The 18,195-nt window shown below is 50.1% G+C and carries 23 protein-coding genes; 22 read left to right on the plus strand and 1 reads right to left on the minus strand.

Annotated elements, in window-relative coordinates; genetic code table 11:
* The first annotated feature begins 16 nt into the window (after positions 1-16).
* The 21 genes from rodA to ACZ481_RS09765 all read left to right on the plus strand — a co-directional run bounded on the left by rodA (position 17) and on the right by ACZ481_RS09765 (position 17,340).
* Positions 17-1,123 carry a rod shape-determining protein RodA gene (gene rodA, locus ACZ481_RS09665; protein ID WP_464769935.1) on the plus strand — a complete coding sequence of 369 codons (1,107 nt, stop codon included), beginning with the start codon at positions 17-19 and terminating at the stop codon, positions 1,121-1,123.
* A 124-nt stretch (positions 1,124-1,247) separates the two neighbouring features.
* A complete protein-coding gene (locus ACZ481_RS09670; protein ID WP_464769936.1) occupies positions 1,248-2,006 on the plus strand; it encodes a M23 family metallopeptidase in 759 nt (252 codons plus the stop codon).
* Positions 2,007-2,017: 11 nt separating this feature from the next.
* Positions 2,018-2,899: a M50 family metallopeptidase gene (locus ACZ481_RS09675; protein ID WP_464769937.1), complete on the plus strand. Its 882-nt coding sequence runs from the start codon at positions 2,018-2,020 to the stop codon at positions 2,897-2,899.
* A gap of 56 nt (positions 2,900-2,955) precedes the next feature.
* A complete protein-coding gene (locus ACZ481_RS09680; RefSeq protein ID WP_464769938.1) occupies positions 2,956-4,815 on the plus strand; it encodes a TIGR03960 family B12-binding radical SAM protein in 1,860 nt (619 codons plus the stop codon).
* Positions 4,815-5,522 (plus strand): TIGR03936 family radical SAM-associated protein, encoded by a 708-nt coding sequence (locus ACZ481_RS09685; RefSeq protein ID WP_464769939.1) that lies wholly within the window; start codon positions 4,815-4,817, stop codon positions 5,520-5,522. Before ACZ481_RS09680 ends, ACZ481_RS09685 begins: the two co-directional genes overlap by 1 nt.
* A 20-nt stretch (positions 5,523-5,542) precedes the next feature.
* Positions 5,543-6,982 carry an Rne/Rng family ribonuclease gene (locus ACZ481_RS09690; protein WP_464769940.1) on the plus strand — a complete coding sequence of 480 codons (1,440 nt, stop codon included), beginning with the start codon at positions 5,543-5,545 and terminating at the stop codon, positions 6,980-6,982.
* A 135-nt stretch (positions 6,983-7,117) separates the two neighbouring features.
* Entirely contained in the window at positions 7,118-7,429 is a 312-nt protein-coding gene (gene rplU, locus ACZ481_RS09695) for a 50S ribosomal protein L21 (protein WP_464769941.1), read from the plus strand.
* Between the two features lie 9 nt (positions 7,430-7,438).
* A complete protein-coding gene (locus ACZ481_RS09700) occupies positions 7,439-7,759 on the plus strand; it encodes a ribosomal-processing cysteine protease Prp (protein WP_464769942.1) in 321 nt (106 codons plus the stop codon).
* Positions 7,760-7,782: 23 nt separating this feature from the next.
* A complete protein-coding gene (gene rpmA, locus ACZ481_RS09705; RefSeq protein ID WP_464770606.1) occupies positions 7,783-8,076 on the plus strand; it encodes a 50S ribosomal protein L27 in 294 nt (97 codons plus the stop codon).
* Positions 8,077-8,544: 468 nt separating this feature from the next.
* The gene (locus ACZ481_RS09710; protein WP_464769943.1) at positions 8,545-8,742 is read left to right on the plus strand and encodes a Spo0B domain-containing protein; all 198 of its coding nucleotides are present in this window, start codon (positions 8,545-8,547) and stop codon (positions 8,740-8,742) included.
* A 207-nt stretch (positions 8,743-8,949) separates the two neighbouring features.
* Positions 8,950-10,221 (plus strand): GTPase ObgE, encoded by a 1,272-nt coding sequence (gene obgE, locus ACZ481_RS09715; RefSeq protein ID WP_464769944.1) that lies wholly within the window; start codon positions 8,950-8,952, stop codon positions 10,219-10,221.
* 11 nt (positions 10,222-10,232) lie between these two features.
* A complete protein-coding gene (gene yhbY / locus ACZ481_RS09720; protein WP_464769945.1) occupies positions 10,233-10,541 on the plus strand; it encodes a ribosome assembly RNA-binding protein YhbY in 309 nt (102 codons plus the stop codon).
* A gap of 22 nt (positions 10,542-10,563) precedes the next feature.
* Positions 10,564-11,691: a glutamate 5-kinase gene (gene proB, locus ACZ481_RS09725; RefSeq protein ID WP_464769946.1), complete on the plus strand. Its 1,128-nt coding sequence runs from the start codon at positions 10,564-10,566 to the stop codon at positions 11,689-11,691.
* Between the two features lie 15 nt (positions 11,692-11,706).
* Positions 11,707-12,960 (plus strand): glutamate-5-semialdehyde dehydrogenase, encoded by a 1,254-nt coding sequence (locus ACZ481_RS09730; RefSeq protein WP_464769947.1) that lies wholly within the window; start codon positions 11,707-11,709, stop codon positions 12,958-12,960.
* A gap of 59 nt (positions 12,961-13,019) precedes the next feature.
* Positions 13,020-13,142 carry a hypothetical protein gene (locus ACZ481_RS09735; RefSeq protein WP_464769948.1) on the plus strand — a complete coding sequence of 41 codons (123 nt, stop codon included), beginning with the start codon at positions 13,020-13,022 and terminating at the stop codon, positions 13,140-13,142.
* 94 nt (positions 13,143-13,236) lie between these two features.
* Complete coding sequence (nadD, locus tag ACZ481_RS09740; protein ID WP_464770607.1) at positions 13,237-13,851, plus strand: nicotinate-nucleotide adenylyltransferase; 615 nt, start codon at positions 13,237-13,239, stop codon at positions 13,849-13,851.
* A gap of 110 nt (positions 13,852-13,961) precedes the next feature.
* A complete protein-coding gene (locus ACZ481_RS09745; RefSeq protein ID WP_464769949.1) occupies positions 13,962-14,213 on the plus strand; it encodes an RNA recognition motif domain-containing protein in 252 nt (83 codons plus the stop codon).
* A gap of 141 nt (positions 14,214-14,354) precedes the next feature.
* Entirely contained in the window at positions 14,355-14,939 is a 585-nt protein-coding gene (gene yqeK, locus ACZ481_RS09750) for a bis(5'-nucleosyl)-tetraphosphatase (symmetrical) YqeK (protein ID WP_464769950.1), read from the plus strand.
* A 33-nt stretch (positions 14,940-14,972) separates the two neighbouring features.
* The gene (locus tag ACZ481_RS09755) at positions 14,973-15,965 is read left to right on the plus strand and encodes an LCP family protein (RefSeq protein WP_464769951.1); all 993 of its coding nucleotides are present in this window, start codon (positions 14,973-14,975) and stop codon (positions 15,963-15,965) included.
* Between the two features lie 134 nt (positions 15,966-16,099).
* On the plus strand, positions 16,100-16,450 hold the full coding sequence (gene rsfS, locus ACZ481_RS09760; RefSeq protein WP_464769952.1) for a ribosome silencing factor: 351 nt from the start codon (positions 16,100-16,102) through the stop codon (positions 16,448-16,450).
* A 5-nt stretch (positions 16,451-16,455) separates the two neighbouring features.
* Positions 16,456-17,340: a CvfB family protein gene (locus ACZ481_RS09765; protein WP_464769953.1), complete on the plus strand. Its 885-nt coding sequence runs from the start codon at positions 16,456-16,458 to the stop codon at positions 17,338-17,340.
* Between the two features lie 203 nt (positions 17,341-17,543).
* Here ACZ481_RS09765 and ACZ481_RS09770 read toward each other — a convergent pair whose 3' ends face one another.
* Complete coding sequence (locus ACZ481_RS09770) at positions 17,544-17,744, minus strand: hypothetical protein (RefSeq protein ID WP_464769954.1); 201 nt, start codon at positions 17,742-17,744, stop codon at positions 17,544-17,546.
* A gap of 133 nt (positions 17,745-17,877) precedes the next feature.
* On the opposite strand from ACZ481_RS09770, the gene ACZ481_RS09775 reads away from it, so the two are divergent.
* Positions 17,878-18,066: a hypothetical protein gene (locus tag ACZ481_RS09775; RefSeq protein WP_464769955.1), complete on the plus strand. Its 189-nt coding sequence runs from the start codon at positions 17,878-17,880 to the stop codon at positions 18,064-18,066.
* Positions 18,067-18,195 lie beyond the last annotated feature (129 nt).

Below are 18,195 nucleotides of genomic sequence, written 5' to 3' on the forward strand. Positions count from 1 at the left end.
GAGAAGGATGGTCTGTATGCTTAACCAGCGCCTGCTGCGGAATCTGGACTTTATACTTATTGGTGTTACAGCCCTCCTGGTCCTTATTAGTCTGGTTATAATCGGCAGTGCCACTCACATTAACGGACCGAGTGAGGATCGCTATTGGTATGTGGAGCGCCAGGGGCTATTTGCTTTGGCCAATATTGCTATTATTTTCATCATGCTTAATTTTGATTATAAGTCATTGGAAAAATTTGCCGGATTTTTCTATGTTTTTAACCTGATTATGCTGCTGGCGGTTATGTTTGTCGGCCAGTCGGCTCTGGGGGCTCAGCGCTGGATTCAGATTGGACCGATCAGCCTGCAGCCGTCGGAGTTCTCTAAACTGATTATGATTATTGGCTTGGCCCAGGTTCTGGACAAACGTACAGGCCGGCTTAACAGCTTCAAGGAGATCATCCCGGTGTTTCTTTTTGTCGGGATACCTTTTCTCCTGGTGTTAAAACAGCCGGACTTAGGAACTTCCCTGGTGTTTTTGGCCATATTATTCGGCATGATTTTTGTGGCGGGTATAAGTACACGCCATTTACTGTCAATTATTGGCGCCGGTCTTGCGTTCCTGCCAATTTTCTGGCATTTTTTAAAAGATTATCAGAAAAAGCGCTTAACTGTATTTATTGATCCGAATGTTGATCCCCTGGGGTCCGGCTACCATATCATCCAGTCCAAGATTGCTATTGGTTCCGGTATGTTGTTTGGTAAAGGCCTGTTCAACGGCACGCAGAGCCAGCTTAACTTCCTGCCGGAAAATCACACTGATTTCATTTTCGCGGTGATTGGCGAAGAACTGGGTTTTGTCGGCTCAATCCTGATTTTACTGCTGTATTTTATATTGCTGTATCGCGGTATAAAAATTGCCGGGGCAGCCAGGGATAATTTCGGTATGCTTGTAGCAACGGGGATTACCTCCATGCTGGCATTTCATCTCCTGGTTAATGTGGGGATGACAGCAGGCATTATGCCGGTTACCGGCATTCCGCTGCCACTTATGAGCTATGGTGTAAGCTCACTGACTACTAATCTGGTCAGTATCGGCATATTATTAAATATTCATATGCGAAGGCAAAAGATCTTGTTTTGACTGCAGCGGGCCGATGGGCCCGCTTTACTTTTATTACTTAATCAGCCGGTACAGGTTATAAATCTGCAGTTTTGTCATATATATTCCATAAGAATACTTAGCCGGTGTTTATGGAGGGCTTAACATGACGACAAGGCTGTGGAACCGTTTGAAAAGCCGCTGGCAACTCAGTATGCGGAGCCGCAATTCGGAAAAAAACTGGCAATCCTATTATGAAGACACACCTGATTATACCTGGCTAAAAAAGACGGTTGCCGCCTTGGCGCTTTTTGCCATGATTTATGGGGCCCATGTTTCAGACACCAGGATTGGACAGGAAGTCACAGGCGCTGTGAGGAAAATGCTGGCAACGCAGACTGATTTTGTTTACTATTCGGTGAAAACAGTGGATTATATTAATACTTATTGGCCCAATGCCATTCAAATTTCCCAAATTCCGGTGCTTAAGCAAGTTCAGGCCACTGTTTCCCGGCCGGCCGACCCGCTTATGTATATGACTAAGCCTGTGGACGGTCAGGTGGTGAACGGGTATGGCTGGCAAACAAATGCAGAATTGCAGAAGGAGACTTTACGGGAGGGCATTGATATTTCCGCTCCGGCCGGGAGCAGCGTACATGCCGCTGCTCCCGGCAAAGTCAAGATCGTTACCGATAGTACTCAGTTTGGTAAGATATTAATTATTGAACATGGCCAGGGGCTGGAGACCTTTTACGGGCATTTAGCCGATGTGTTAGTGAAGGATGGCGATGTGGTAAGCCAGGGACAGGTTGTAGGGAGGGTTGGCAAAACAGGGGCGGCTGCGCCTGTACTATATTTTGAGCTAAGAGAAAACGGTAAAGCCATCGACCCTATCCCCAGAATAAAAGGTGAAACTGTAAAATAAGGATGTGAAGTATGCGGGCCGGAAAAGTGGCAGGGGTTGAGATTGTTTTTAACAATTGGTTTTTAGCGTTGCTTGCTTTGTTTACGGCTGCCGGTCTGGGGGGCAAAATACTGCTGGTATTCAGTGCGGTAGTATTGCACGAGCTGGCCCATATGCTAATGGCCGGCGGCCTGGGCTACAAGGTTAAACAGGTTGAATTGCTGCCTTTTGGCGCAATGGCACGGGTTGAGCGCCTCGCTGACGCCGGCGCGGCCAGTGAAATAATGATTGCAGCCGCCGGACCGATGGCAAGCCTGGTTCTGGCGGCTTTATGTTATGCCCGGTGGAATGAAGCCGGTGCCTGGCAGGAGGTAGTACGCTTCTATGGTGAAGTAAATCTTACCCTGGCCCTTTTTAATCTGCTGCCGGCCCTGCCGCTGGACGGAGGGAGAATCCTGCGGGCGCTGCTGTCACGGCGCCGGGATTACCGTGAGTCTACGGCAATTGTTGTTACGATCAGCCATATCATCGGCTGCTTATTGATACTAATGGCCGCAGTCGAATACTGGCTCTCCAGTATTATCAACCTGACAATGCTGATAGCGGCGGGTTTTCTCTTTGTCACCGCCCGGGCCGAAAACAATCTGGCCGGGCTGCGGGGCATGAGGATTCTGGCCGGCAAAAAAGCAGAGCTTTCCCGCCGGGGCGTAATGCCTACAAGCCACCTTACCGCGATGGAGAATACTGCCGTCAGTGATGTTATCCGGCTCTTTGGCCCGGAACAATACTATGTGATCCACATTGTTGACCGCAATTTCCGGCTAAGCGGAGCTCTTACCGAGACGGAGGTGTGGGAACAGCTGCTGGAGCGGGGAATTAAGGGAAAAGTAAATGATTTTCTAAATAAAGCTTGATATTTCCCCTGGAAAAATACATAATATTTTTTATAGCTATTTATTTGGAGGTACATATGCATCCCTTAGATCCTGTCAGCCCTGCTATTTTGAGCAAGGTGATGAAACCAGCCCGCTATACCGGTCATGAATGGAACAGTGTCGTTAAAGAGCTGCAGCCGGCTATGGTAAATTTTGTTCTGGCTATGCCTGACGTATATGAAGTCGGTATGTCAAATCTGGGATTAAAGATATTATATCAGATCCTTAATCAACGGGCTGACACGTTTGCCGAACGTGCCTACGCTCCCTGGGTAGATCTGGAAGCGGAGATGAGAAAGGCCGGTGTTCGGTTATATACACTGGAAACAAAGCGGCCTGTAGCCGAGTGTGATATCATCGGCTTTTCTTTACAGTATGAACTAAGCTACAGCAATGTGCTTAATATGCTTGATTTAGCCGGTATTCCCCTGTTAGCAGCCGAGCGTGAGGCAACCCAGCCCCTGGTGGCATGCGGCGGGCCCTGCGCTTTTAATGCGGAGCCTATGGCCGACTTTGTGGACTTTTTCATCCTGGGTGAGGCGGAAGAGGTTATCAGCGAGGTGGCAGCTGCCGTAGCTCACTGGAAATTATCGGGAAAACAAAATGGCAAAGCAGGTATTTTACGAAAGCTTGCCGAACTACAGGGTGTTTATGTGCCGGCTTTTTATCAGGCCGGGTATCTTGCCGACGGCCGCTGGGCCGGTATCTGCCCGGATATGCCGGAAGCAAAACCGGTCATCTGCAAACGCGTGATCCCTGACCTTGACCAAGTGATGTTTGCGACAAAACCCATAGTCCCGTTTATTGAAATTGTTCATGACCGTATTATGCTGGAGTTGTTCCGGGGCTGTACCCGGGGCTGCCGTTTTTGTCAGGCCGGTGTACTCTACCGGCCTGTACGGGAGCGTAACATAGAAACCCTGCTAAACTACGTCCAGGAGCTTATCGCTAACACCGGCTACAATGAGATATCCCTGGTATCATTAAGCTCGGCTGATTATTCGTGTCTGAGTCCTTTGATCAACCGCCTTACCGCCCGGTTTAAACCGCAGGGAGTCAGTGTATCGCTGCCGTCTCTCAGGATTGACAGCTTTTCTATCGATTTGGCTAATCAGGTACAACAGGTAAGGAAAAGCGGTTTGACTTTTGCGCCTGAGGCCGGGACGCAGCGACTCAGGGACGTAATTAATAAAGGGGTAACTGAGGCCGATCTGACCGAGGCGGTAAGCGCTGCGTTCAGAGCCGGCTGGTCGACGATCAAACTCTATTTTATGATCGGCCTGCCGACGGAAACGGATGAGGATATAGCCGGCATTGCCGCCTTGGCCCAGCATGTTGCCGATCTTTATAAACAGATAAAGGGCCGCCGGGGGGCAAAAGTTACCGTCAGCGTATCCTCGTTTGTGCCTAAGCCGCACACTGCTTTTCAATGGTTTGGCCAGGATTCTGTTGCAGAAATCGAACGCAAACAGCGGCTGTTGCGGTCCCTGATTAAAGACCGCAGTATCTCGCTCAGCTGGCATGATGCCCGCACCAGTTTCCTGGAAGGGGTGTTTTCCCGCGGTGACCGTCGGCTGGGCAAGGTTCTTCTCCGGGCCTGGCAGCAGGGTGTAAAGTTTGACGGCTGGTCCGAACACTTTAAATTTAATGTATGGATGGACGCTTTTTCGGCTGAGAATATTGATCCTGCGGCTTATGCCAGCCGTAACCGGGATATAGATGAGGCGCTGCCCTGGGAGCATTTATCGGCAGGAGTGGACAAGTCTTTTCTGGTACGGGAATGGCAGGCTGCGCAGCAGGCGGTTTTCACACCCGACTGCCGTCATCAAGAATGCTGCGCCTGCGGCGTGTGCCAGAAGCTGGACGTAAAAGTAGTTGACTGGGGGCAGGCATAGTGGCAAAGTTACGGCTGAAAATAACTAAAGGCAATGAAATACGTTATGTGTCACACCTGGATTTTGCCGGCACAATCGAACGGGTTATTCGCCGGGCCGGGCTGCCGGCCGCTTATTCCGAAGGTTTTAACCCGCACATGAAACTGGCCTTTGCCTCAGCCCTGGCAGTGGGGGTGACAAGTGAGGCCGAATACCTTGATCTTGAATTGACGGACGCACCGGACCTTGCCGGTATTGAGTCCCGGCTTAAGGCGCAAATGCCTGCAGGGATCGAACTTAAGGCCGCTAAGTTTATGGCCACCCCCAGCCCGGCCCTGATGGCGGTCGTTAATCTGGCCACTTATGATATTATCCTTCCTTTGCTGCCGGCGGCTACACTGACTGCGGCCAGGGCGAGTCTCAGCCGCTTTAACAGTGAAGCTGAAGTCCTATATATCAAAGAATCACCCAAAGGCCGCCGCGAGATTGACATCACAGAATATCTTGCCGCCCCGGTTACAGCCAAGCCAGATCCGGAGCAGCCAGCTTTAATAACGGTAAGCCTGTCAATTAAGATTACCCCCAGTGGCAGCGTCAAGCCGGCTGAGGTGCTGGCTGTGCTGACAGACCGTTACGGTTTGCCTGCTGATGGCGGCAATGCGCTTATTCACCGTACTGGCTTGTTTATCTGTAACGGACGGCAGCAGAGATCGCCGCTTGAACTATAAATAAATTAAAGGAAACAGGTATGAAAAAGAGTATTATTGCCAGTGTTATGCCGGAGGAAACCCGGGTTGCGCTGCTGGAAGACAATCAGCTTATGGAGATAGCGGTGGAACGCAGCGACAGCGGACACCTGGTCGGGAATATTTATAAAGGTAAAGTCAAAAATGTTTTGCCAGGCATGCAGGCGGCGTTTGTCGATATCGGACGTGATAAAAACGCCTTTTTATATATGGGCGATGCCGGCCGCCAGGCCGCCTGCCGGCATTTGACGGTTGGCCAGGATATCCTGGTGCAAATTGCCAAAGATGCAATGGGCGAGAAAGGGCCACGGGCCACTATCAGCCTGACCTTGCCGGGACGATATATCGTACTTATGCCAACGGTTGATTATATTGGCATTTCCCGGCGTATCGAAGAGGAACCGGAACGGGAAAGATTACGGCAGCTGGCGGAAAGGATACGTCCGGCTGGGATGGGGGTCATTGTCAGAACGGTGGCCGCAGGCAAAAATCAGGAAGAACTGGTTAATGATATGGCCTATCTGACAAATATGTGGTCAAGCCTGAGCGCCCGGGCCAAACGAATTCATGCCCCGGCGCTCATTTACCGGGATGCTGACCTTGTGGTGCGGATTGTCCGTGATTACCTGACCAGTGATATTGCGGAATTTATCATCGACAGCCACGAAGCCTATACCCGAGTTATTGATCTATTGAAATATACATCCCCTGAGCTTATTGACTGCGTCAGGCTGTACGAGCAGGCCGGCGGACCGGACAATGACCTGTTTAGCCGTTTCAATATTGATGCGAAGCTTGACAGCCTGCGTAACCGGCGGGTAGACCTGGCCTGCGGCGGTTATCTTGTTATCGACCATACGGAGGCGTTGACGGTTATTGATGTCAATACCGGCAAGTTTATCGGCAATACCAACCTGTCTGAAACCGTATTTCAGGCCAACATCGAGGCGGCCGCCGAGATTGCCAGACAGCTGAGGCTACGAGACATCGGCGGTATTATTATCATTGATTTTATTGATATGGCCAAGGCTGAGCAGCGGTCAGCCGTATTAACGGCGCTGGAACTTGAACTCAAAAAAGACCGCACGAAATCAAATGTTTTAGGAATAACCAGCCTGGGGCTGGTAGAAATGACCCGGAAAAAGGCCAGACAAAATATTAACGGCATGCTCTATGACCAGTGCCCGTGCTGTGTAGGGACAGGGCGCATAAAGTCACCGGCCACTGTTGTTATCGATATCAAGCGGGAACTGCGAAAACTGAACAAACGGCCCCGTACGGGCGGGAGGCTGATCATTCAGGTTCATCCCCGGGTAGCCGACTTTTTAAGCAGACAGGGAGAACTGAAGCGGCTGGAGCTGGAAACCGGCAGATGCCTTGCTGTCGAAGCTGCGCAAACTATGAAGCCGGAGATGTTTTCATTGCTTTGGAAACCGGATTGACAAACTATTACCATTATGGTAAAATTTCATGATGTAGGCATTAAGTCTATTGTAACCGCGCGGAGAGGTCTTATAAAACAAACTGGAGTTTGTTACCGTATCCGGCGAGTCCTATGCAGGGGAGGTGCAATATTTATGTACGCTATTATTGAAACAGGCGGCAAACAATACCGTGTTACTGAAGGCGATGTTCTTACCATTGAAAAAATTGATGTGGCCGAAGGCCAGACTGTTGATTTTGACCGTGTTCTGACTGTAGTAAAAGACGGCGAGGTTGTTATCGGCAAACCGCTGATCAGTGATGCTAAAGTTACTGCCGAAGTCGTGTCTCACGGCAAGGGCAAGAAGATTTTGGTTTTTAAATACAAAGCAAAATCCAATTACCGCCGTCGCCAGGGTCACCGCCAGCCTTTTACGAAAGTCCGCATTGACAAGATTTTTGCTTAAGGCCGGCTCATGATTACGGTTACCTTAATTCGTGATAACAAGCAGGCAATTACCGGATTTATGGTGAACGGACATGCCCACGCCGCACCGCATGGCCAGGACATTGTTTGTGCCGGCGTATCTGCCCTTACGCAGTCAGCCGTCATGGGGATTGAACGCCACTTGCGGCGGGATATCAACCTGGTGCAGGGCCGGGGCGGGCTTACAGTTGAGCTTAGCGGCCAGCCTGACAGCCTTACGGCGGCAGTCTTTGAAACCATGCTTCTCGGCTTAACAGAAATTGCCAAACTATATCCTAAGAGTGTTCGGATTATTGAGCACAGGAGGTGAAAGCAACAATGGAAAAATTTAAACTGAATTCTTTTGACTTACAGTTATTTGCACATAAAAAAGGTGTGGGCAGCACCCGTAACGGCCGCGACAGTGAAGCCAAACGCCTTGGCGTTAAACGTCACGCCGGCGAAGTAGTTACTGCAGGCAGTATTTTAGTACGCCAGCGTGGTACTCATTTCCATCCAGGTAACAATGTCGGCATCGGCAAAGATGATACCTTATTTGCCAAAGTTCCCGGTAAAGTCGCTTTCGAGCGCAAAGGTCGCTATGACCGGCAAGTAAGTGTATATCCTGCAGCTGAAGAAGCTATCTAATGAAAATGCCTGCGGCCCGCAAAGCCGCAGGTTTTTTAGTCCTGCCAGAAAGGTTAACTTTCCCTGGATAAGGGCAACAGCGGCTTTCGCTTTCGCCACAGGCCCGGCGCAAGCCGTGTTTTTATCTGCCAGAATTTATAAGGTTAGATGCTGTGTACTAAGGATAAGAAAAATCTTTACCTTAAAGGCACAGGCGGCTTCTGCCGGGTGTCCTGATGGACTTGGCAGAAGCCGAGTTTTTCTAACCCGGCAGAATATTAAAGTAATGCAAGGGATAAGAAAAATTTATACCCTAAAAAGCAGGCGTCTTTGCCGGCGCCTAAGGATTTGGCAGAAGCCAGGTTTTTCTAATTTTTGTCCGGCCTGTCACATGGCGACAGGTATTTTGGCTGGCCGGGGCGAAAGACATATCATTCTGCAGTATACCGGAAGGATGATTGTATGACAAACACAAGCTGCTCTGAAGTAATGACATGTACTGACATAGTCAAGCTGCTCCGTATTCAGCGTCATGATTTCTTAAACCACCTGCAGGTTATACACGCGATGATTCAATTGGGACGTGGTGAGAAAGCAATACAATATATAGAAAAGCTTGCCCATGATCCTGACATGATATCAAATGTGCTGGCTGCTTACCAGGATAAGCACTCTGACCTTACCTAGGCAGGAGCTTACATAATATTATAGACTGCTGAGCGAAAGCTGGCCTGCGCCAAGTCCTTCAGGATCCGGCAGATAACAAGCCGCCTGGGACCTTTTAGGGTACAGATTTTTCTTATCCCTTGGAGTTATAGCTATGATTTAACATTTAGCCGGGGTAAAAAGCAGCGCTACAGCGCATATTACTTATAAAACGCAAGGGGATTGTGTATGTTTATCGACAGAGCTAAAATAACAGTAAAAGCCGGCAGCGGCGGTAACGGCATGTCCGGCTTCCGCCGGGAGAAATATGTGCCCAAAGGCGGTCCCAGCGGCGGCGACGGCGGTCGCGGGGCCAATGTTGTATTAATTGGTGATGCCAGTCTCAATACCCTGGTTGATTTCCGTTATAAACGGCAGTTTAAAGCCAATAGTGGCGCCCATGGGCAAACCAGCAATATGCACGGCCGGGGCGCTGAAGACCTTCTGATCAAGGTGCCGCCAGGAACCCTGATAAAAGATGAAGCCACAGGCCAGGTGCTTGGCGATATTACCGAGCCGGGCCAGACCGTTGTGGTGGCTAAAGGCGGCCGGGGTGGCCGCGGCAATGCCCGCTTTGTTAACAGTGTCAACAGGGCGCCTACTTTCGCCGAATTAGGCGAGCCGGGGGAAGAACGCTCGTTGCTGCTGGAACTGAAGCTGCTGGCCGATGTCGGTTTGCTGGGCTATCCCAGTGTGGGCAAGTCAAGTATTTTAGCCAGGGTATCGGCAGCTAAACCGGAAATTGCGGCTTATCACTTCACTACCTTGTCGCCGGTTTTGGGGGTTGTCAGCATTGCCGAGGGGCAGAACTTTGTCCTTGCTGACATTCCCGGGCTCATTGAAGGCGCCCATGAGGGGGTAGGGCTTGGGCATGATTTTCTCCGCCATGTGGAGCGTACCAAGGTTCTTATTCATGTACTGGATGTCTCCGGTCTGGAAGGCCGTGATCCAATTGAGGATTTTCATAAGATCAATAATGAACTCAAACTATATAACGAACGGTTATTTAAGCGCCCCCAGGTTATTGCCGCCAATAAAATGGATTTGCCTGAGGCCCAGGCCAACTACCGGCGGGTGGCAGAGGTTATGACTGGTTTTGGTCATGAAATTTATCCTGTTTCGGCGGCAACCGGCGCTGGCTTGCCGGCTTTGATGCAGAGGGCTGCACAGCTTTTGGCGGACTATGTGGAAGAACCGGAGGAGATCGAGGCTGCTAAAGTGTATGAGGCCGCGCCGGCAGAGGCCTATGCTGTCAAACGGGATGTTGACGGTGCTTTTGTTGTCGAGGGCGAAGGGATCGAAAAGCTTGTGGCGATGACACGCTTTGGCGATGAAGAAGGCTTGCGCCGGTTTCAGGCCATCTGGCGCAAGCTGGGGATTGATGAGGAGCTCAGGCGCCGCGGTATTAAGGAAGGGGATATTGTTCGGATTCTTGATATGGAATTTGAGTTTAGACCATAGGAGGAAAGACTTTGCTGGCAAATGAAACTACACTAACAGGTAAGCAAAAGCGTTTTTTAAAAGCCCGCGGGAGTACACTGGAACCGGTTGTTCAGATTGGCAAAGGCGGTATCATGGCTCCGGTTGTTGAGAGTGCCGTGCAGGTGCTGGCTGCCCGTGAGCTGATTAAAGTCCGGGTATTGCCAAACAGCCTGGAAGAGCCAAAAACAGCCATTGCCGCTCTGGCCCTGGCGACCGGGGCCGAACTGGTCCAGGTAATCGGCCGCAACGGCTTGCTGTATAAGAAAAATGAGGAAAAGCCCAAGATCGAACTGCCGTGAATTATGGGGGAGTATCATTATTATGCTTACCAGAGAAAATTTAGGCAATGCGAACCGGATAGTGATTAAAGTGGGTACCAGTACCTTAACTCACGCTACCGGTAAACTTAATCTTTTGCGAATAGAGAAGCTGGTCCGTGAATTATCGGATTTGGCCAATCAGGGAAAACAGATTGTCCTGGTTACTTCCGGTGCTGTAGGGGCCGGGGTAGACCGGCTGGGGCTGAAAGAGAAGCCAAAAACAATCCCGGAAAAGCAGGCTGCGGCTGCGGTTGGTCAGGGAATTCTGCTCCATATTTATGAAAAATTGTTTGGCGAATATGGTCAGATTGTTGCCCAGGTGTTACTGACCCGGGCCGATTCTGTTAACCGCAAGCGCTATACCAACTCCCGCAACACACTACTGGCGCTTTTGAACCAGGGTGTTATTCCTATCGTTAACGAAAACGATGCTGTGGCTATTGATGAACTGAAAATCGGTGATAATGATACCCTGTCCGCAATGGTCGCCAGCATTATTGATGCTGACCTGCTCATCATTTTATCCGATGTGGAGGGGGTTTATACGGCTAATCCTCAAACCGATCGGGGAGCGATACTGCTGAGCGAGATTACCGATATTACCCCGGCAATTGAAGCCCTGGCCGGCGGTCCGGGAAGTGTCCGGGGAACCGGCGGTATGTACACCAAAATTCAGGCGGCGAAAATTGCCGTTAATTCCGGCGTAGCCATGGTGATTGCCTCCGGCGGGCGGGACGGCGTGGTACGGGAGGTATTGCAGGGAAGTAAAGTAGGCACCATTTTTATCTCCAAAGAAAGCCGCCTGCAAATCAGGAAGCGCTGGCTGGCTTTTGGCGTAAGCGTGAGTGGCCGGGTAACCGTCGACAGGGGCTGTGAGCAGGCTTTGCTAAATGGCGGTTCCAGCCTGTTAGCGGCCGGAATAACTGCTGTCGAGGGAGACTTTGAATTGGGCAATACCATTAGCATAAAAAACGCTGCCGGCCGGGAGATGGGTCGCGGCATTACTAATTATAGCGCGGAAGATATAAAAAAAATTATGGGGGCCCATACCCCTGAAATCAGCGATATATTAGGCTCTAAACCTTTTGACGAGGTTGTGCATCGTGACAATCTGGTACTTTTAGTATAAGAGAGGAGCGGGAGTATGGATTATATAACGGAACTTGCCGACAAAGGCGCAGCGGCCAGGCAGGCCGCGCGTCGGCTGGCTGCGTTGTCAACCGCTGTCAAGGACCAGGCTTTGCTGGCCATGGCTGAGGCTTTGGAGAAGAAACAGGCGGAAATTATTAATGCGAATGCTGCCGATGTCGAGCGGGCCGCCGCCAAGGGGATGGCTAAGCCGCTGATTGACCGGCTGCTGTTAAATGAAGCCCGCATTACAGCCATGGCTGCCGGGTTACGGCAAATTGCGCTGCTGCCAGACCCTGTCGGTGAGGCGGCAGCCGGCTGGATTCGCCCTAACGGTCTTGCTATTACGCAAGTACATGTGCCGCTGGGGGTTATCGGTATTATCTATGAAGCACGGCCTAATGTTACTGTTGATGCCGCGGGCCTGTGCCTCAAAGCCGGCAATGCCGTAATTTTACGCGGCGGCTCAGAAGCCATTGCTTCGAATACGGCAATTACGGCTGTTATTGCCGGGGCGGCGGCTGCTGCCGGGATACCGGCAGCTGCAATCCAGCTTGTTGAAACAACGGACAGGCAGGCCGTTACGGCTATGTTGAAGCTGAATAAATATCTGGATGTGATCATCCCCCGGGGCGGGGCGGGACTCATCAAGACTGTTGTTGAGAATAGCACAGTGCCGGTGATTGAGACCGGTACAGGCGTTTGCCATACCTTTGTAGACGCCAGCGCAGACCTGGTAATGGCCAGTGATATCGCCTTCAATGCTAAAGTGTCCCGGCCCGGTGTATGTAATGCAGTGGAGACTTTGCTGGTGCATAAGAGTATTGCGGCCCCATTCCTGCCGGCTTTGTTAGAACGTTATCATCAGGCCGGTGTTGAGCTGCGGGGCTGTCCTGAGGTTATGAAATATCATCAGTCTGTCAGGCCGGCGAGCGAGGAAGACTGGGCGGCCGAGTTCCTGGATCTGATTCTGGCCATTAGAGTAGTAGACGATCTTGACACTGCACTTGCGCATATTGCGGCCTATAGTACCCGCCACTCGGAAGCCATTGTCACGAATGACTACAATAATGCCAGGCGCTTTCAGCAGGAAGTGGATGCCGCTGCCGTCTACGTTAATGCTTCGACCCGGTTTACCGACGGTTTTGAGTTCGGCTTTGGCGCTGAAATCGGCATCAGCACACAAAAGCTTCATGCCAGGGGGCCAATGGGCCTGCGCGAGCTGACCAGCCTTAAATATCTGGTAAATGGCTCCGGACAAATCAGGTAAGGCAATAACTTGCTATGATGAGTAAATGGAAGCTGATACCAGGTTATTGTTATGCTGTTATGAACTATTTGCGCACGCCGAAAGGCCGCCACGATGCTGTCGACTATGCCCGGGCCGCGGCTATAATCACCAGTGTCTGTCTTGTCGTGCGGCTGACGGCAAATGTGCTGTCACAACCCTAGTGTCTTGACACCAGGCTTTTCATATTGACAGGCATTTGTTATAATAATAGAAAAGTTTTGGCATGTTTTGGATATTGTTGAAAGGCAGATCATTATGGTGCAGGCAAAAGCTAAAATTGGTATTATGGGCGGGACCTTTGACCCCATTCATATCGGTCATTTGGTCACAGCCGAAGCTGTCCGGATTGAATATAATCTGGATAAAGTCTTATTTATCCCGGCCAGTAACCCGCCGCATAAACTGCACTCCCTGGTTACACCGGCCATTCACCGCTATATTATGACAATCCTGGCCACTTATTCCAACCCTTACTTTTTCGTATCCACGCTTGAACTTGAGCGCTCCGGGCCCTCCTATACCGTAGATACCGTCAAGACCTTAATTGACTGTTATGGGGCCAGCGCAGAACTGTATTTCATTACCGGTGCGGATGCTGTAAAAGACTTGCCCAGTTGGCAGGATATTGACGAATTGCTGGAATTGTGTTTTTTTGTGGCAGCTGCACGGCCAGGCTCTATCAGTTATATTGACCAGGTAATTAAACAATTTGGCGCCAGGGGGCGACGCAGTATTCAGCGCTTGGCCACGCCGGAGTTGGAGATCTCCTCGACTGATATCAGAGAGCGGGTTAAAAAGGGCCGTTCTATCAAATATATTGTGCCGGAAAGCGTGGAAGACTATATTTATAAAGAAAGCTTATACCGGTAGGTGCCAAATAAAGGCAAGCCGGGGTAAGCATAAATCTTCTGTTTTTGCAGATAATGTTAACGTAAAACCTGTTTTGGTTTAGTATCCTGATGTAACGGAGGTGATTCCCTATGGCAAAAACTCTCTATGTCGGTAACCTGCCTTGGAATACTACAGACACTGCGCTTGCGGATGCTTTCCGCCCCCATGGTTCTGTGGTATCAAGCCGGATTATTACTGACAAAGAAACAGGCCGTTCCCGTGGTTTCGGTTTTGTGGAGGTTGAGGACGCTGACGCCGAAAAAATGATTGAGGCTATGAATGGCTCTCAAATTGCAGGCCGGCAGATTGTCGTTAATGAAGCTAAGCCGCGCCAAGATTAAGCCCGGTGGCGCCAAGCGTATAATCATACATGTTTTTTGATGTACTCGCCTCCTAGCTTTAGGAGGTTTTTTATTTATATATAAAAAAAGGATATTTTTATGGATTGACGAATTTTAGTAGTAAAGGGCAGGTGATGTCAGATGCTGGAGCTTAGCCGGCTTGCTGAAAAACTGTCGCAAAATTTATCAGCAAAGCGTTTCCGCCATTCACTTGGTGTGAGCGAATCTGCGGCCGAATTAGCTGTCCGGTACGGGGCAGATATAGATAAAGCCAGGCTGGCCGGATTACTTCATGATTGCGGCCGGGCAGTACCCAGCAATCACCTATTGCCAACAGCAGCGGCTTTTGGTATAGTGGTGAGTGATGTTGAATATTGTCAGCCGGTGCTGTTGCATGCGCCGGTAGGGGCCTGTATGGCTCAAGCCGAATATGGGGTTGCAGACCAGCAGATCCTTAAAGCCATTGCCCTTCATACTACCGGCGGCCCCAATATGTCCAAACTGGATAAGATAATCTATTTAGCTGATTTTATTGAACCAGGCCGAAGTTTTCCCGGCGTGGACAGGCTGCGCAGCCTGGCTTTTGCTGATCTGGATGCGGCGATGATTGCCGCCTATGACGAGTCTGTTGCCTATATGCTTGAACAGGGTGTGCTTATCCATCCAGCCTCGATTGAAGGGCGTAATTTTTTATTACAACAAAGACAAAAAACTCAAAGTAAATAAAGGGTGTTGTCTTTCGGGAGAGGAGATGATACCATGAGCGACCCGCAAGGACAATCGCGCAAGGTACGGTGGGACAGGGTTTTGCTGTTGCTTATTTTGTTGCTTGTTGCCGTGGTCGCCTTAGCCGGGGCTACTGTATATGCCTACCTTAATGTTGTGCGCACTGCGCCGGTAGCCCAGGTAGTCAAGCAGAGTGAACGGCCGCCGGAGACCTTAAGCAACAGGGTCAACATCCTGCTCCTGGGGGTGGATGACCAGGATCATGAGAATGCCTATGATCCCGCCAGACGATCGGACACGATGATGGTCGCAAGTATCAGTCCCCAGAATGGGACGGTTAATATACTGTCGTTACCCCGTGACACCAAGGTGAATATTCCAGGCCGTAAAGGCTATGACAAGCTGAATCACGCCTATGCTTATGGCGGGGCTGAGCTGGCCCGCAGCACAGTTGAACAGTTTTTGCATGTGCCGGTCCATTACTATGTGGTCATTGACTGGCAGGCATTTATTAAGGTGATCGACATTCTGGGCGGCGTAGACCTTTATGTTGAACATAACATGAATTACAAGGACCCTTATGCCGATCTTGAGATTCACCTAAAACAGGGCTATCAACACCTGGATGGTGAAAAAGCCGGCGAATATGTCCGTTTTCGCAGCGATGAACTGGGCGATATCGGCCGGGTGCAGCGCCAGCAGCGGTTTATAAAAGCGCTGGCTAAGGAAACGCTGCAGGTAGGTACTATCTTAAAAGTGCCGGCCCTGGTGAATACCCTTCGGGAGTATATCGAGACTGATATGTCGGCAATGACGATGGTTAAGGTGGCCAATAGTCTCAAAGATTTAGATGCGGGGAAGCTGCAGGCCGAGATGCTGCCTGGTGATTTTGCGACAATTGAAGGGTTAAGCTATTGGATTCCAGACAGGGAATTGACAAAACAGCTTGTTGAAACCATGTTTATTGCCACAACCAAAGTGAGCGGGATATATCAGGACAGTCCCGGCTCTACCCGTAACAATTAATATACGGGACAAAGCGTATTTTATTGCGCTTTGTTTTTTTTTGCAGGAAAATTGCTGTTACAGTCCGAATAAAATAAAACCGGAAAGAAAAAGCTAGTTTATAGAACAGTGTTCCAGGAGGTATTTTTTTACAAATGATTCATGCTGACAACAAATTAGCGGAGTTAGTGGCCAAAGCCGCCAGCGATAAAAAAGCCGGCGATATTGTCATTATGGACTTAACCGGTATTTCGCCGGTGACTGATTATTTTGTTATTTGCAGTGCCAACTCAATCACCCAGGTCCAGGCAATTGCCGATTACATTGAAGAACAACTCAGAGAACAGGGAATTAGGCTGTTGCGCCGGGAAGGCTACCGTGACGCAAGGTGGATACTGCTCGATTACGGCAATTGTGTGGCTCATATTTTCCTTGATGAAGACCGGCAGTTTTATAAGCTTGAGCGTTTGTGGGGCGACGCCAAACAAGTAGTATATCAAGGTTAGGTGTAATGATGGATATCCGTAAACATAATTATCAGCCCGGTGATGTGGTTGACCTGACTGTGGTTCGCAAAAATGAAATGGGTGTATTTCTGGATGCCGGTACAGGCAATACCAGCGATGACATATTACTCCACAAAGCACAGCAGTCTGAAGAAGTAGACATAGGCCAGACCCTCAAGGTTTATCTTTACAAAGACCCTAAAGGCCGGCTGACAGCCAGCATGCGCCTGCCGCAAATGCGGGAAGGGCAGGTAGCCAGGGTTGAGGTGATTAATACCACGCGCGACGGAACCTTTGTGGATATTGGGGCAGAACGGGGTGTATTTATGCCCCATGCCGGCCGCCGGGGTTTACCGCGCCGGGGTGAAAAAATATGGGTTAAGCTGTACCGTGATAAATCCGGGCGGCCGGCAGTTACTATGGAGGTTGAAGATGAACTCAGGCGAGCTTCCAGACCGGCTGAAGGCCTAAAAATCGGTGACACCGTCGTAGGTACAGTATATAATTATAGCGATCAGGGCGCTTTCCTGTTTACTAAAGAACGGTTTATTGCCTTTCTGCACAATGATGAAATGACGGAGCGCCCCCGGGTTGGTGCCGAACTGGAGGCCCGGGTTACCTACCTCAGAGAAGACGGCCGCCTTAATGTGTCGATGCGCCCTCTTAAAGAAGAGGCCATGGATACTGACTCGGAAAAGATTCTGGCGCTACTGCGGGCCCGCGGGGGACAAATGCCGTATAGTGACAGTTCCCCGCCGGAAATTATTAAGGAGAAGTTTAATATCAGTAAAGCTGCTTTTAAGCGTGCTATGGGGCGTCTGCTCAAAGAGCGAAAGATCGAACAAAAAGAGGGGTGGACATATTTAAATGAAACGGAAGGCGGCGAATAGGCCGCCTTCCGTTTCTTCTGCCATTAACCGTAGATCATGTGGGGAGTGAGTTTTTACAGGGCATGTTCTTTTTCTGGTCAGATGCATTCCCCTGTTTTGCGGTATCGATGTTTGCCTTTTGTTTGTTTTTTGTGTCTTTGTCAGCCATATCATCACGCCTCCTTAATTTGATTGCGGCAAATTGCTGCCTGGTGCCTGTAAGCTCAGCCGCGGCTATCTGGCTCCCTGCCGTCAGCTTTGCCAGCCGGCTGGAGGTCTGCGGCCGCAAGGGTTTCATTGCTCACATCATACTTTGTCTGGGTGGGCGTTGCCCGCGAGCCTTCGCCAATTAAGTTCTGGGAACCTGCTTGTGATGCGCCCGCAAAATTTTTTCCATTCCAGAAAGCAGATTTTTTGCTTGTCATATTATCACCTCCCATGGTGAAGCATAATTTTAGTTTTCCCGCATGAATGCTTCATATGAGCGGCAATGATTACAATACATGATTTTCAATTTTAGTGGTACACTACAAAAAACAGGAGTGGGAGGTACTCTGCGTGGATCAACAGCTACAGACGATTACTCAGCAAGTGGCAGCGCTTAGACAACAACTGAGCGACCTTATGCAGAATTCTAATTCAGCTGATGCCGAGATTATAACGGCCAGCAGTACGCTGGCTGCCCAACTGGAGGATTATGCCAATACAATCGCGGATAAGCGCATACCGTCAATGCGGACCTTCTAAACCGGAGCATGGCTGAGGCTCATTACGAAAGCCGCCTGCTGCTAACGGCCAAAGATCTTTTTACCCAGAGAAAAAGTATGACGGAAAAAACCCTGCGAGCTTTATCCGCAGGGTTTTTTGGCGTAGGCA

It is taken from the genome of Sporomusa intestinalis (genome assembly GCF_055383785.1).

Coding starts and splice junctions, on each gene's coding strand:
- ACZ481_RS09690 (WP_464769940.1), top strand. CDS start 5,543: ATGAAAAAGAGTATTATTGCCAGTGTTATGCCGGAGGAAACCCGGGTT.
- ACZ481_RS09745 (WP_464769949.1), top strand. CDS start 13,962: ATGGCAAAAACTCTCTATGTCGGTAACCTGCCTTGGAATACTACAGAC.
- obgE (WP_464769944.1), top strand. CDS start 8,950: ATGTTTATCGACAGAGCTAAAATAACAGTAAAAGCCGGCAGCGGCGGT.
- yqeK (WP_464769950.1), top strand. CDS start 14,355: ATGCTGGAGCTTAGCCGGCTTGCTGAAAAACTGTCGCAAAATTTATCA.
- proB (WP_464769946.1), top strand. CDS start 10,564: ATGCTTACCAGAGAAAATTTAGGCAATGCGAACCGGATAGTGATTAAA.
- rodA (WP_464769935.1), top strand. CDS start 17: ATGCTTAACCAGCGCCTGCTGCGGAATCTGGACTTTATACTTATTGGT.
- ACZ481_RS09675 (WP_464769937.1), top strand. CDS start 2,018: ATGCGGGCCGGAAAAGTGGCAGGGGTTGAGATTGTTTTTAACAATTGG.
- rplU (WP_464769941.1), top strand. CDS start 7,118: ATGTACGCTATTATTGAAACAGGCGGCAAACAATACCGTGTTACTGAA.
- ACZ481_RS09700 (WP_464769942.1), top strand. CDS start 7,439: ATGATTACGGTTACCTTAATTCGTGATAACAAGCAGGCAATTACCGGA.
- nadD (WP_464770607.1), top strand. CDS start 13,237: ATGGTGCAGGCAAAAGCTAAAATTGGTATTATGGGCGGGACCTTTGAC.
- ACZ481_RS09765 (WP_464769953.1), top strand. CDS start 16,456: ATGATGGATATCCGTAAACATAATTATCAGCCCGGTGATGTGGTTGAC.
- ACZ481_RS09710 (WP_464769943.1), top strand. CDS start 8,545: ATGACATGTACTGACATAGTCAAGCTGCTCCGTATTCAGCGTCATGAT.
- ACZ481_RS09670 (WP_464769936.1), top strand. CDS start 1,248: ATGACGACAAGGCTGTGGAACCGTTTGAAAAGCCGCTGGCAACTCAGT.
- ACZ481_RS09730 (WP_464769947.1), top strand. CDS start 11,707: ATGGATTATATAACGGAACTTGCCGACAAAGGCGCAGCGGCCAGGCAG.
- ACZ481_RS09680 (WP_464769938.1), top strand. CDS start 2,956: ATGCATCCCTTAGATCCTGTCAGCCCTGCTATTTTGAGCAAGGTGATG.
- ACZ481_RS09770 (WP_464769954.1), bottom strand. CDS start 17,744: ATGACAAGCAAAAAATCTGCTTTCTGGAATGGAAAAAATTTTGCGGGC.
- rsfS (WP_464769952.1), top strand. CDS start 16,100: ATGATTCATGCTGACAACAAATTAGCGGAGTTAGTGGCCAAAGCCGCC.
- ACZ481_RS09735 (WP_464769948.1), top strand. CDS start 13,020: ATGAACTATTTGCGCACGCCGAAAGGCCGCCACGATGCTGTCGACTAT.
- ACZ481_RS09755 (WP_464769951.1), top strand. CDS start 14,973: ATGAGCGACCCGCAAGGACAATCGCGCAAGGTACGGTGGGACAGGGTT.